This window comes from Streptomyces sp. NPDC018964, from assembly GCF_044390325.1.
Lineage (GTDB): Bacteria > Actinomycetota > Actinomycetes > Streptomycetales > Streptomycetaceae > Streptomyces.
On sequence record NZ_JBIRYZ010000001.1, the window covers coordinates 62,966 to 76,736 of the forward strand.

A 13,771-nucleotide genomic window follows, 5' to 3' on the forward strand; every position below is an offset into this window, starting at 1 on the left:
GTTCACCGGTCGGGGTCTGCGGCGGCCAGGGCCCGGTCGATCAGGGCGGCGGTCCGCCGGACCGCGGGGTCGTGCAGCAGGGAGTAGTGGTGGCCGTCGACCGTGTGGGCGTCCACCGGTCCGCCGACGTGCGGCAGCCAGCCCAGGGCGGGCAGGTCTTCCGCGTCGTCCACGCCCATGCCGACACCGGCGTTGTGCGGCGAGGGACGGGACGCGGCGATCAGCAGCAGTCGGGTGGCGGGATCGGTGAGGTGTCCGGCCCGGTGGTCGGCCAGCGCCCGCAGGTGGCGTTCGAAGACCTCGAGGCGGGTGTCGGCGGTGTCCCGCGGACCGAGCAGGCCGGCCTGCCGCAGCCGTTCGGTGACGGTCCGGCGGACCGCCGCCGGGTCCGGGGCGGTGCGGATCGGCTCCGCGTCCGCGCCGAGGTCCAGGTCGAGGTCGAGGAACGCCTCCAGCGAGCGCAGGTAGCGGACGGCCGCGAAGGCGGTGTCCTGGGCGCGGTCGGTGCCGCCCAGCGCCCGGATGCGGTCGGGGGTGTTGGAGTCGATCAGGACCAGCAGGTCGGTCCGCTCACCGCGTCGTTCGAGCTCCACGGCCATCTGATGGGCGACCGTGCCGCCCATCGACCAGCCCCCCAGCAGATAGGGGCCCCGCGGTTGGTGGGCGCGGAGCGCGGCGAGGTAGCGGTCGGTCATCTCGGCGATGGTCCGCGGCCCGGTGCCGCCGGTCAGGGCGGGGTCGGTGAGGGCCACGACGGGCCGGCCGTCGGTGAGGTGACGGACGAGTTCGCCGTAGCACAGCACGTCCCCGCCGGAAGGGTGCATCAGGAACAGGGGGCGGCCGCCGTCGCCGTCGTGCAGCAGCAGGGCCGCGTCGGTGTCGGAGCCCGGGCCGCGACCGGTGGGTGCCGCCCGTTCCGGTGCACGGACCAAGGCGGCGGACACGGTGCGGGGCTCGTGGAGGTCCCATGCCCGCGGTGCGTCGGCCAGCCGGCGGACCCGCTCGGTGTAGGCGGCGAAGGCCGCGTCCGCCTCGTCGGCGGGCAGGGCGTTCTCCAGTACGTCCCACTGGAGCAGGAGCGCGCCGTGCTGCTCGATCACCTGGTGGTCCAGCCAGGTCTGCGGGGTGCTGCTCACGCCGTACACCGGTGTGCCCGCCCAGTCCAGGTCGTGTCCGCCGCCGAGCGGCCCGGACAGGCCGAGGGCGCTGGTGAAGACCACGGGGACGGACGCGGTGCGGCCGGTGCGCGAGGACTTCTCGGCCAGCAGGTCGAGCGCGGAGAACTCCCGGTGGTCCAGGTCCTCGAAGAGGGTGCGCTGGGCCCGTGCGGCGGCGTCGGCGAAGCAGCGGGTGTCCGAGCGGTCGACCTCGTGCAGCATCAGCGAGGTGAAGTCGCCGACCACGGCGTCCGCCCCGGGCAGGTGCGCGGGCCGGTCGAAGAGGGTGAGGGTGACGGCGAACCGGTCCTGCCCGGACCACTCGGCGAGTGCCTCTCCGTAGGCCGCCAGCAGGACGGCCGTGGGGGTCAGCCCGCGCCGGGCGGCCTCGGCCTTGAGGGCGTCCCAGCGGTCCGGTTCCAGGCGGGCGGTGCGCCGTGCGAAGCGGGGCCGGTCGCCGGGGCTCCCGGTCCGTACGGGCAGGGCGGGGGCGCCGGGCAGGTCGTCCAGCCGGGCCCGCCAGTAGGCGGCGGCCCGTGCGTGCTCGGGGCCCTCGGCACGGCGTTCGAGCGCGGCCACGCAGTCCGCGAAGGTGGTCTCCAGCGGGGGCAGGGGGGCGTCGGGGTCCTGGTAGAGGGTGCGCAGTTCGCGGTCCCAGATCAGGTAGCTGGCGGTGTCGCACACCAGTACGTCCACGTTGACGAACAGGCGGACCACGTCGCCGGGCAGGCGGGCGGCCCGGATGTCGACCAGGGGCCAGCGGCCCGGCCGGGGTTCGCGGCGCACCATGCGCTCGCGGACGCGTTCCAGCTTCCGGGCGCGCTCGGTGTCGTCGTCCCGCGTCAGGTCCTGCACGCGGATCCGGTAGCGGGGCACCTTGTCGAGCACCCGGTTGCGGCCCTCCGGGGAGACGACCGCGCGCAGCATCGGATGGCGGGCGACGACCGCGTTCCACGCCTCCTCGTAACGGTCGGTGTCCAGGCCGGGGCAGTCGTACTCCAGGTGGAAGGAGCAGGGGACGTCGCCGAGGCGGTAGCCGCCCGATCCGCCGACCCAGTAGGCGTGCTGCACCCGGGTGAGGGGGAACTCCCGTTGGCTGTCGGCGAGTCGCGGGGACGTGCGGCTCGTGTCCGTCGCCGTGGCGGCGCGCCGCGGTTCCCCGCCGGGCAGCAGCGGGGCCAGCGCCGCGATGGTCGGCCGGGCGAGCAGGTCCTGCAGCCGCAGGTCGGCACCGTGGTCGTCGCGCAGCCGGGCCAGCATCCGGGTGGCCAGCAGGGAGTGCCCGCCGAGGGCGAAGAAGTCGGCGTCGCGGTCGGTGACGGGGAAGCCCAGCAGGTCCGACCAGACCTCGGCCAGTCGCGCCTGGGCTTCGGTGGTGAATTCCGCACCGGTCCGTGGCTCCGGCACGGGCGTGCCGGGAGCCGGTACGGCGGTGGGCGTGCCCGCGGTACGGGGCGCGAGGTCGGCCGGCGAGACGGCGACGGAGGCCGGGGTACGGCCCCGGGCCGCGAGTGCCAGCAGCCGGTCCACGGTGCGCATGCCGTCGGCCAGGCCGATCGAGTGGCGGGAGGCCACGGTGCGTTCGCTCCCGCCGGGGCCCACCCGCCAGCCGTCCCAGGCCACGCTGACCCAGCGGGGTGTTCCCGTGCCCGTGGCGCGCTCGTGTTCGGCGAGGGCGTCCAGGTAGCGGTTGACCGCGGCGTACGGGGCGAGGCCGAGGCCGCCGACGAACGCCGTGGCGGAGGACATCAGCAGCACGGTCGCCGGGCGGCGTCCGGAAGGGAGGGCGTGTACGGCGGCGCGCAGCGCGAGCGCCGCGGTGACCTTGGCGTGCGCGTGTGCGCGCACGGCCTGCTCCCCGGTGGCCCGCAGGGGTGCGACGGCGGCGGAGGCGACCACGCCGGCGGCGTGCACGACCAGGTCCAGCGGGCCGTCACGGTCGGTCAGTTCCCGCAGCAGGGCCGTGGTGGCGGTGGTGTCCGCGGCGTCCGCGGCGCGGACCTCGATGTCGGCGCCGGCCGCCCGCAGGTCACGGATCGTCTCCGCCCGTGCCGCCTCGTCGCTGCCGGGGGCGGGGTCCGGGGGAAGTCCGGTGCGGCCGGTCACCACGACCCGCCGTCCGGTGCGGGCCAGGTGCCCGGCCAGGGCCAGGCCGACGTCGCCGAGTCCGCCCAGGATCACCGCCGTGCCCGTCCCGCCGTCGGTGCCGGCCGGCCCGTTCGCGTCCGCCGCGGGTGCGGACGGCCGCCAGGGGGTGATGTCGCGCGTCCAGCGGTGTCCGCCGCGCAGGGCGCACTCGATGCCGCTCGGGCCTCCCGACGCCAGGTCGGCGGCCTCCGCCGGCACGGCCCGGAGGTCGTCGGCGTCCGGCGGTCCGGCCGGCAGGTCCACCGAGCGCCAGCGCAGGCCCGGGAACTCCTGGGCGAGGACGCGGGGCACGGCGAGGGCGGCGGCGGCCTGCGGCGTGGGCCGGTCGGCGCTCTCCACCTGCTGGGCGTTGTGGCCGAGGTGCAGCAGGCAGGTGCGGTGCGCCCAGGCCGCGGCGGCTCGCGCCACCTCCGCGTACCGCAGCACCGACGCGCTGACGGTGTCCGCCGGGTCGTCGCCGGTGTCCCCGTGCGGGCCGACCACGACGACGCCGTCGCACGGGGTGCCGGGGTCGCGGACCGCCTCGTCGAGGGTGACGGTGCGGGCCCCGGCGGCGGTCAGCTCGGCACGTACCCGCTCGGCCGACGGTGACCCGGGCGGACCGGCCACGAGCCAGCGGCCCCGCAGCGCCGACCGGTCCGCCTCGACGGGCGGGGTGCGCCGCCAGACGGGCAGCTGGAAGGGTTCGGACTCGTCCGGGGCGTCCTGCGCCTCCGGGGTGGCCGACGGGGCGGCCGCGGGCGGATCGATCCACAGTCCGCGGCGTCGCATGGGCAGCCCGGGCAGCACGGCACGGCGCCGTCCCGGGCGGTGCAGGGCCGCGGCGTCCAGGGGGACTCCGTGCGTCCACAGTTCCCCGGCGGCCGCGAGCAGCGCGGCACGTCCCGCGCGGGGTTCGTCTCGGTCGGGGAAGGCCGCCAGGGTGGCCAGGGGCCGCCGGTCCTCCTGCTGACGGGCCAGTTGGAGCAGTGCGCCGCCGGGCCCCGCCTGGACGAGGACGGCCGGTCCGTCGCCCAGGGCGGTGGCCAGGGCGTCGGAGAAGCGCACCGTGGACCGCAGGTGCGCCACCCAGTGGTCGGCGCCGGGAGCGGTGTCCAGCAGCTTCCCGGTGAGGGTCGTGGCGAGCGGTATGCCGGGAACACGCGGCTGAACGGTTTCGGCGGCCGCGCGCAGCTCGGGCAGGACGGGGTCGACCAGGCGCGAGTGGGCGGCCGCGTCGAGGGAGAGCCGTACGGTGCGCTCACCGCGTGCGGTCAGGGCCCGTTCCACCTCGGCCACGGCCGGCCCGGGTCCGGACACCACACAGGACCGCGGGCCGTTGACGGCGGCCAGGTCCAGTTCCGGGTGGTCGGCGAGCAGGGCCAGGGTCCGCCGCTCGGTCAGCGGGACCGTCAGCATCACTCCGCCGCCCGCCGCCCGGGACATGCCGCGCGAGCGGACCGCCACCAGTGTCGCGGCGTCGGACAGGGACAGGGCTCCGGACAGCACGGCGGCCACGTACTCACCGAGGCTGTGACCGACCACCGCGTCCGGTTCCACGCCCCAGGAGCGCAGCGTGCGCGCGGCGGCCAGGGAGACGGTGAACAGGGCGGGCAGTCCGTGGGCGGGGTCGCGCAGCAGCCGGCGCGCCTGCTCGTCGGAGGGATCGGCGGTGATCAGCGCGGTGAGGCCGGCACCGGTCCCGTCGTCGAAGAGGCCGGCGCACTCGCGCACGGTGCGGTCGAACTCCTCCTCCTCGGCGCACAGTCCGCGGCCCATGCCCGCGTACTGCGCTCCGCCGCCGGGGAAGGCCAGCACGATCCGGGGCGGGGTGGGGCCGGGACGGCGCCGCGGCGCGGTGCGCAGGGCACGGCCGTCGGTCTCCGCCGCCCCGGTGATCACGGCGGCGGCGCGGTACGGCAGCGTGCCGCGGCCGGTGTGCAGGGTGTGGGCCGCGTCGGCGGGCGCGACCCCCGTGGTGCGCAGGGCGGTCGCGGTGTCCTCGGCGGCACGGGCGAGGGCGTCGTCGCGGTGCGCGCTGAGCAGGACGAGCTGGGGCCGTGGATCGGCGGGGGGTTCGGGCCGGACGGGGGCGCTGCCCAGGACCACGTGGCAGTTGGTGCCGCCGATGCCGAAGGAGCTGACGCCCGCGTACCGTCGCCCGCTCCAGTCGGTGGGCTCGTGGACGACGGTGAAGGGCGAGTCGTCCAGCCGGAGGTCGGGATTGAGGGGCAGGGCGTCCAGGGTGGGCGGCAGTACGCCGTGGTGCAGGGCGAGGACGGTCTTGGCGAAACCGGCGATGCCCGCGGCCGAGTTGGCGTGCCCGATGTTGCTCTTGACCGAACCCAGGGCGCACCAGGCCGGGCCGGTGTCGCCGAAGACGCGGCGCAGCGCGGCGACCTCGACGACGTCGCCGAGGCGGGTGGCGGTGCCGTGGGCCTCGACGTAGGTGATGTCCCCGGGCGTGAGACCGGCCACGGCGAGCGCCTCGGAGACCGCACGGGCCTGTCCGCGCGGCGAGGGGGCGGTGAAACCGGTGCGGTCGCCGCCGTCGTTGTTCACGGCGGAGCCGTGCAGGACGGCCAGCACCGGGTCGCCGTCGGCGAGGGCGTCGCGCAGCCGCCGCAGGACGGCCACGCCGACGCCCTGGGTGTGCACGATGCCGGTGCCCTCGGCGGAGAAGGTACGGACGCGCCCGTCGGCGGAGAAGATCCCGTCGGGGACGTGGAGGTAACCCCGGCCCTGCGGCACGATCAGGGAGGCGCCGCCGGCGAGGGCGGTGTCGCACTCCCCCGCCAGCAGGGACTGGGCCGCCAGGTGCACCGCCACCAGCGAGGTCGAGCACGCGGTGCCGACCGCGACGGCCGGCCCGGTGAGCGCGAGGCGGTGCGCGACGTGCAGGGGGAGGTAGTCGGCCACCCCGGCGAGGGCGGCCTGGAGGCTGCCGACGGGGTCGGTGGCGGAGGCGGCGTAGCGGTCGGCGAGGTTGCGGGCGAGATAGTCGCTGTGGGCGGCGCCGGCGAAGACGCCCACGGCACCCGCGCCGGCGCCGCCGCCGTGCCCGGCGCTCTCCAGGGCGCGCCAACACGCTTCGAGGAAGAGCCTCTGCTGAGGGTCCATCAGGGCCGCTTCGGCGTCGGTCAGGCCGAACGGCTCGGGATCGAACATGTCCTGTTCGTCGATGATCCCGCTGACGGGTACGTGGGCGGGGTTGGCCGACAGCTTCGCGGGGACGCCGCGTTCGGCGAGGTCCCGCTCGTCGTGCCGGGTCAGTCCGCTGCGGCCGCCCACCAGCAGGTCCCAGAAGGCCGCCGTGTCGGGTGCGCCGGGGAACCGGCAGTCCAGGGCGGTGACCGCGATCAGGTCGTCGTCCACGGCCGGAGGTCCGGGCTCGGCGCCCGGCACGGGACCCCGGGAGGAGGTCGGTTCGGTCATCGTGCGGTCTCCTCGGCGAGGGCGCGTGCGGCGAGGCGGGAGCTTCTGCGCGCGGGGCGTTCGGACTGCGGATCGGTGGGCGCGGGGGCGGGGCCCGTGACGGGGGTGCCGGTGCGCGTGGTCCCGGTGCGCGTGGTCCCGGTGGCGTCGGGTGCGGAGGCGTCCCGGGCGCGTTGCGCGGTGATACGGGCGGCCAGGGCGGCGACGGTGGGGTGTTCGAACATGTCGGCCAGCGCGAGCCGGGGCGCGATGCCCTCGCGGAGCCTGCGGTGGGTGAGGACGAGGGTGAGCGAGGTCGCGCCGAGGGCGCCGAAGGTGCTGTCGGGCGTCACGGGGGCGTCGGTGAAGTCGGCCAGGACGGCGGTGAGCGCGTCCAGTACCTCCGGGTCCACGGGCGTGTCCGCGCCGGGCCGGCGGCCCGGGGACGGCGGCCGGTTCCCCGTGGGCGCCTGCGCTCCGTGGTCCCCGGCGCTCCGGTCCTGGCCGGTCGCGCCGAGCGCCGGGGCCGGTGCCGCGCCGGCGGCCGGGGAGGGTGCCGTGGCCCCGCCGCCGGACGGGGCGCAGACCACCTCGGCGAGCCCGTCGGCGGACAGCCGCGTCCCGGCGGCGGAGCCGGTGAGGTGTGCGACGTGGCGCAGCCAGCGGGCGGACGCCGCCAGCGCTTCGTCCGGCCGGAGTCCGCCGGGCCGGACCACGAGGGCGGCCTCGAGACCCTGTGCCGCCGCCTCGGCGGCCGCGGCGGCGATCCACGCCGGGCCCTCGGCGGGGGCGGCGACGGCCGGTGCGGCCCCCGGTGCGACGGCCGGTCCCGCCTGCGGGGCCGCGACGGGCCCGCTCCGTCCGGTGGCGAGGGCGCCGGAGCCGGCGTCCGAAGGGGGCACTTCGGCGTCCACGGCCGGTGCGGCTCCCGGTCCTGCCCCCGGTGCGGCGCCCGGTCCCGTCGCGGTCAGCGCCGCGTGGTCGATCTTGCCGTTGGCCGTGACCGGGAGCTGGTCCAGGATGACGAACCTGCTGGGCACCATGTAGTCGGGCAGCCGTTCGCGCAGGCCGTCCGCCAACTCCTCGGCCGTGGGCGGCTCGCTCGCGCCCCGGGGCGAGAGGTGCGCGACCAGCCGGGGCCGCCCGTCGGGCCCGCGCACCGACGACACCACGCACTGCCGGACCGCGGGATGCCGGGCGAGCACGGCCTCCACCTCGCCGAGTTCGATGCGGTGCCCGCGTATCTTCACCTGCCGGTCGACGCGTCCGAGGAACTCGATGGTGCCGTCGGCGGTCCACCGGCCGAGGTCGCCGGTCCGGTACAGCCTGCGGCCCAGCACGGGGTGGACGGCGAACCGCTCGGCCGTCTGCGCCGGGTCGGCGGTGTAGCCGCGGGCCAGTCCGTCGCCGCCGATGAACAGTTCCCCCGCCTCGCCGACCGGACAGGGGCCGCCGTCCTCGTCGAGGACGAGGAAGCTCTGGCCGCGCAGGGCCCGGCCGTAGGGGATGCTGACCCAGTCCGGGTCGGTGCGCTCCACCGGGTAGGTGATGGACCAGATGGACGCCTCGGTGGCCCCGCCCAGGCTCATCACCTTCGCCTGCGGGGCGAGCCGGCGCAGCCGGTCGGGCAGGGTCAGGGGGATCCAGTCGCCGGAGAGCATCACCAGGCGCAGGGAGCGCAGCGCGGTGGCGGCCTCGTCGGGTTCCGTCTCCGCGTACTCGACGAGCATTTCGAGCAGGGCGGGGGCGGTGTTCCAGACGGTGACGCCGTGCCGGCCGGCCAGTTCCAGCCAGTGCTGCGGGTCGCGTTGCCGAGCGGGCTCGGGCAGGACGAGGCAGCCGCCGGCGCCGAGGACGCCGTAGACGTCGAACACGGACAGGTCGAAGCTGAGCGCGGACAGCGCCAGTACGCGGTCCTCGGGGCCGATGCCGAACCGGTCGACGATGTCGTCGACGGTGGTGCGGGCGGCCCGGTGCTGGATCTCCACGCCCTTGGGACTGCCGGTGGAGCCGGAGGTGAAGATGGTGTAGGCGAGGTCGTCGGGGCGCGGAACGGCGGCGGGGGCCGCGGGTTCGGCGGCGGGGGCGGCGCCGCGGGCGGGACGCCCCGCCGCGGTCAGGCGGTGCGCGGTGACGCCGTCGGGCCAGTCGGTCCTCACACCGCGGCCGGTCAGCGCGTGCCGGACCCCGGCGCGTTCGCAGACGGCGGCGATGCGGGCGGCGGGCCAGGAGGGCTCGACCGGCAGGTAGCCCGCTCCGCTCAGGCTGACGCCGAGTACGGCGGTGATCTGCGCGGTGCCCTTCTCGCAGGCGACGGCGACCATGTCGCCGGGGCCCACCCCCCGCGCGGTCAGCAGGGCCGCGGTGGCGGCGGCGTTGTCCGCGAGGCGGGCGTGGGTGACGGTGGTGGCGGAGGTGCGCAGCGCGGGGCGCCGCGGGTGCCGCCGTGCCGCGTCGACGGCCGGGTCGTGCAGCAGGGGGCCGGCGTCCGGGAAGGGCACGGCGTCCAGGGGTTCCTCGGGCCGGAAGGAGGGATCCCAGCCCAGCGCGGTGTCGCGCCAGGCGCCGGCGTCCGTGAGGGTGCGCAACAGGCGTACGTGGGCGTCCAGGAGTGCCTGGATCCAGCCCTCGGGGAAGGCGCCCTCGACGGTGTCCCAGGCCAGGCGGAGCCGTCCGCCCTCGTCCCACACAATGTGGTCGAACAGGACCTGCGGGGTCTGGGAGATGCCGTACACCTCCCGGCCGATCCAGGCGGCCGGGGGCTCCCCGTCACCCGCGAGGCCCACCCCGCTGGTGAAGACCACCGGGTGGCTGGGGGCTCCCACCGCCGGCGCGTCCTGTGCCCGCAGTCCCCGGAGCACCTCGACGCCGGAGACGGACCGGTGGTCCAGGTCCTCCCAGAACCGGTGGTTGACGGCGGTGGCGTACTCGGCGAAGCCCTTCCAGTCGGCGGGGTCGAAGCGGGGCGTGCCGACCAGGGCGGTGGTGGTGAAGTCGCCGACCACGCCCTCGGCCCCGCCCTCGTCCTCCGGGCGGTCGAACAGGGTGGTGTTCAGGCACACGCGCTCCCCGGCGCCCCACCGGCCGAGTACGACGGCGAAGGCCGCGAGCAGGGCGGCGGTCGGTGTGACCGCGTGCTCGGCGCACCGGGCGCGCAGTTCCGCCCAGGCACCGGCGTCGAGTTCGGCGGCGGAGCGGACGAAGCGGGGCGGGGTGGTGTCGGCGGGGTCGCGCAGCAGGGGCAGCCGCGGCGCCGGCGGCAGTCCGGGGGCGCGTTCGGCCCAGTAGGCGCGGTCACGTGCGCGCCGGGCCGCCCACTCGGGGTCGGCGGCGCGGGCGCGCTGGAGGTCGGCGAAGCGGGCCGCCGGCTCGGGGAGGCGGTGGTCCGGGTCCGCGACCAGGCTGCCCCACTGGCGCATCAGCAGCATCCAGCCGGCCATGTCGGTCAGGAGGACGTCGACGCCGACGTGCAGCCGGGTCCGTCCGTCGGGGAGGAGCGTGGCGTGGATGTCGAACAGCGGCCAGGAGCCGGTGGGGCGGTTCTGGTGGGAGCGTTCCCGGCGCCGGGCCGACAACGTTTCCCGCACCCGCTCGGCGGGCTCGTGGCGCAGGTCGGTGACGCCGATGCGGTAGGGGCCCGGGGACGCGGCGATGCGCTGGTCCCCCCGGTCGTCCACCGCCATGCGCAGCATCGGGTGGTGGGTGACCAGCCGGTTCCAGGCGGCCTCCAGCCGGGCCACGTCCACGAGCGGGTCCGTGGCGCCGGGCGTGCGGTCGTACTCGTGGTAATAGAAGGTGGCCACCCCGCCCAGCGGCATGCCCTCGGCCCGTCCGGCCAGGTACGAGGCCTGGATGGGCGTCAGGGGGAAGCCGTCCTCCTCTTCCCCGTCCGGGGCCTTCTCCGGCGTGCGGCCGCCGGTGAGCAGGCGGTCCGCCACCGCACGGGCCGTCGCGTCCTCCCCCAGGAAAGCGGTCAACGGCAGGTCCTGGCCGGTGCGTTCGCGGATCCTCCGCCTCAGCCGCACCGCGGTGAACGATTCGAGCCCCAGAGCAGCGAACGGGGTCGCCGGCGCGACCTCGTGCGGTGGTGTGCCGAGGACTTCGGCGACGCAGTCGACGACGTGGGCAAGGAGGTCGTCGCTCGGCACAGGCTGGTTCATCCGGTCTCCGTCGCATAGGCAGGCAGGCGCACAGGCAGGCAAGAGAGCGCTTCCCCCGCAGAGAGATCCGGGGGAAGCGGAACACCGATGAACCTAATTGAAAATGATTATCAGATCAACCAACTTGCGGTGACGGATCGTTCGCGCGCTCCAGGACGCACAGCCCCAGCGCCGGATCACCCGCGCGGCGCAGCACCATCCCCGCCTCGGCGACTTCGGCCGTCAGCGCGTCCTCCGTCGCGACCCACCAGCGGTACTCGACCGTCGTTCCGGCCAGCGGCCGGCCCTGGCGCAGGACGCCGTAGTCCATGCGCCAGGTGATCTCGTCCGCCCCCGTGGGGCGCGCACTCGCCCAGCCCTCGTACTCCAGCTCGCCGATGACGGCCCGGGCCGTCCGCACCCGCTCCACCTCCACCGGGGCGAACGGCGGTACGAGGTTGAACACCAGCGCGCCGCCCGGGGCGAGTCGCCGGGCGGCGCGGCTCCACAGCGCGCGCCGCTGACCGGGCGGAAGGTGGCCGATCATGTTCAGGGCCACCACCGCCCGCACACCGTCGGGCCAGTCGGCGCTCGCGCAGTCGCCGGGAACCACCGTGACGCGCTCGCGCAGTTCGCCGTCCTCGTGGACCCGGGCGAGCAGGACGGCGCGCATCGCGGCGGACGGCTCGACGGCGAGCACCGGCACCCGCGGCAGCGCGTCACAGATGACGCGCACGCCCCGGCCGGACCCGGCCCCGAGGTCCACCACGGCCCCGGCCGCGGCTCGGACGCGCGACAGGACGTCCGCCAGCGCCGGGGCCAACGGCTCCCACGACTCGGCGATCAGGATGTCGAGGTACTCGGCGGACCGCTCGTAGGGGTCACTCATCACTGCTCCAGACACTCGATGCCTCATGGTTCACCCCGTACGGTAATCAGAAATGAATTTCATTACTAGAAGGGGATCGAGAGCGTTGACGCAGCGTCAGGGAGGTCCGGCGAGAACCCCGGGGCCCCGCTGCCGGTCCGCCCTCGGTGCGAGCGGGTCCGCGCGGCCGTTCCCCGCCCAGCGGGTCCTCGGTAGCGCGAAACGGTGTCCGCCCCGTCTCACGGACGGGGCGGACACCGTTTCGACGACGGGCCTCAGCCCTGCCGGGAGCCGTACGGGAGCAGGGCCATCTCGCGCGCGTTCTTGACGGCCCGCGCTATCTGCCGCTGCTGCCGACGTGTCACATGGGTCACCCGGCGGCTGCGTATCTTCCCCCGGTCGGAGATGAACCTGCGCAGCAGATCGGTGTCCTTGTAGTCGACGTAGGTGATGCCGGCGGTGTCCAGCGGGTTGGCGCGTTTCGCGGTGCGCCGGTCGGCGCCCGTGCGTCGGGGCATGGTGGGGTCGTTCCTTTCTTCGAACACGATGCGGTGCGTGCGCGGCCGGGGCACGGCGCCGCCCGGAGGACGGGGGAACCCCTCTCCTCGGACGGGCCGCCACCGGGGCGGGAGGGGCTTCAGGACACCGGGTCGAGCAAATCGTCGAACACGTGCGGAAGTTGTTCCCAACGGCTCCTGCCCGCCGCGTACTCGTCATCGGTGAGCAGGCACGAGTCGAGGAGGGCGAGCAGGCCGTCGCGGTCCAGGCCGGGTGCGGTGAAGGTGAGGTACTGGCGGCGGTCACCGTGCTCCGGGTGCCAGTCCACCGAGGCGGCGACGCGGCGCTCCGCGGGCACCATCTCCCAGGCGGCGTCGGGCAGGGCCGCCAGCCAGGGCCCGGCCGACTCCACGCACAGCGCGCCGCCCGCGGCGTCCCAGGACAGCAGGGTGTCGGGGCGGTCCGCCAGCCAGAACCGCCCACGGCTGCGCGCGGCGGCGCAGGTCAGGTCCTCCAGCGCCGCGTAGAGGCGCTGCGGGTGGAAGGGCCGCTCGCGCCGCCAGACGAAGGTGCTCACACCGTGCTCGTCGCACTCCTGCGGCAGCAGCGCGCACGCGGGATGCACGCGGGCGCCGGCCGCTTCGGGGTCGAAGCCCGCCAGCAGGGCGGCGCCCAGGGCCCCGCCTCCCGCCGGCACCTTGCGCGCGCCGGGCGTGAGCTGGGCGAGCAGCGCGTGGTCGCCCTCGTCGGCGGCCTCTCCACCGGGTCCGTCCTCGACGACGGCGATCACCGTGGGGTACTCCAGTTGCCGGGCGAAGGTGTCGGCGATCGTGCGCCGGTCGGCCGGGGCGGCGGCGAGGCCCGCCTCGGCGAGGTCGTCGCCGTTGGACAGGTACGGCAGGACCAGGGCCGGGTCGACCACGGTGGCCACCCCGGTCAGCGCGAGCGGCGCGCCCTCGGACGCGATGACCGGGGCCATGCCGTGGGGCTCGACGGAGTCCCACAGTTCCACGACGGCCAGCCGGTGGCCGCCCGCCTCCGCGAGCCGCGTCAGTTCCGGGACGAGGTCCTCACGCAGCGCGCAGCACGCGCAGTCGTTCACCAGGGGCGCGTCACCGCTGCCGAGCAGGCCGCCGGCGTCGCGTACGGTCCGGCGCACCGAACCGTCGACGGCGGACGTCAGGTCGTGGTGCAGGGCGACCGAACCGGGGACCGTGCGCAGGATCTCGTCGACGGCGGCCCGGCGGGCGTCGGCGTGCAGTCCGGCGACGATCGCGACCGGCAGCGGCCGTGTCCGGTCCCCGCTCACCGCCCGCTCCGGTCGCGTCCGTAGCGCCGCTCGAAGCGCTCGACCCGTCCCGCGGTGTCCAGGACGCGCTGGGTTCCGGTGTAGAAGGGGTGGCTCGCCGAGGAGATCTCGACGTCGATGACGGGGTAGGTGTTGCCGTCCTCCCATTCGACGGTCCGGTCGCTGGTGGCCGTCGACCGGGTGAGGAAGGCGAAGTCTGCGGCCCGGTCGCGGAAGACGACGGGGCCGTACTGGGGGTGGATTCCGGGCTTCACGGTGT

At 76.0% G+C, this 13,771-nt stretch carries 6 protein-coding genes; all 6 read right to left on the reverse strand.

Annotated features, from left to right (window positions below; translation table 11 throughout):
* Positions 1 to 2 precede the first annotated feature (2 nt).
* The 6 genes from ACH5AO_RS00300 to ACH5AO_RS00325 all read right to left on the reverse strand — a co-directional run bounded on the left by ACH5AO_RS00300 (position 3) and on the right by ACH5AO_RS00325 (position 13,766).
* Positions 3 to 6,719, reverse strand: coding sequence for an SDR family NAD(P)-dependent oxidoreductase (locus ACH5AO_RS00300; RefSeq protein ID WP_398920190.1), 6,717 nt, complete (start codon positions 6,717 to 6,719; stop codon positions 3 to 5).
* Positions 6,716 to 10,858 (reverse strand): amino acid adenylation domain-containing protein, encoded by a 4,143-nt coding sequence (locus ACH5AO_RS00305; protein WP_398920192.1) that lies wholly within the window; start codon positions 10,856 to 10,858, stop codon positions 6,716 to 6,718. Before ACH5AO_RS00305 ends, ACH5AO_RS00300 begins: the two co-directional genes overlap by 4 nt.
* 115 nt (positions 10,859 to 10,973) lie before the next feature.
* Positions 10,974 to 11,726, reverse strand: coding sequence for a class I SAM-dependent methyltransferase (locus tag ACH5AO_RS00310; RefSeq protein WP_398920194.1), 753 nt, complete (start codon positions 11,724 to 11,726; stop codon positions 10,974 to 10,976).
* A 254-nt stretch (positions 11,727 to 11,980) separates the two neighbouring features.
* Positions 11,981 to 12,223, reverse strand: a complete 243-nt coding sequence (gene rpsR / locus ACH5AO_RS00315; protein WP_398920197.1) for a 30S ribosomal protein S18 — start codon at positions 12,221 to 12,223, stop codon at positions 11,981 to 11,983.
* Positions 12,224 to 12,342: 119 nt separating this feature from the next.
* The gene (locus tag ACH5AO_RS00320; protein WP_398920199.1) at positions 12,343 to 13,512 is read right to left on the reverse strand and encodes a GTP-binding protein; all 1,170 of its coding nucleotides are present in this window, start codon (positions 13,510 to 13,512) and stop codon (positions 12,343 to 12,345) included.
* Positions 13,509 to 13,766, reverse strand: coding sequence for a type B 50S ribosomal protein L31 (locus tag ACH5AO_RS00325; protein ID WP_398920201.1), 258 nt, complete (start codon positions 13,764 to 13,766; stop codon positions 13,509 to 13,511). Before ACH5AO_RS00325 ends, ACH5AO_RS00320 begins: the two co-directional genes overlap by 4 nt.
* Positions 13,767 to 13,771 lie beyond the last annotated feature (5 nt).

Coding starts and splice junctions, on each gene's coding strand:
- ACH5AO_RS00300 (WP_398920190.1), bottom strand. CDS start 6,719: ATGACCGAACCGACCTCCTCCCGGGGTCCCGTGCCGGGCGCCGAGCCC.
- ACH5AO_RS00305 (WP_398920192.1), bottom strand. CDS start 10,858: ATGAACCAGCCTGTGCCGAGCGACGACCTCCTTGCCCACGTCGTCGAC.
- ACH5AO_RS00310 (WP_398920194.1), bottom strand. CDS start 11,726: ATGAGTGACCCCTACGAGCGGTCCGCCGAGTACCTCGACATCCTGATC.
- rpsR (WP_398920197.1), bottom strand. CDS start 12,223: ATGCCCCGACGCACGGGCGCCGACCGGCGCACCGCGAAACGCGCCAAC.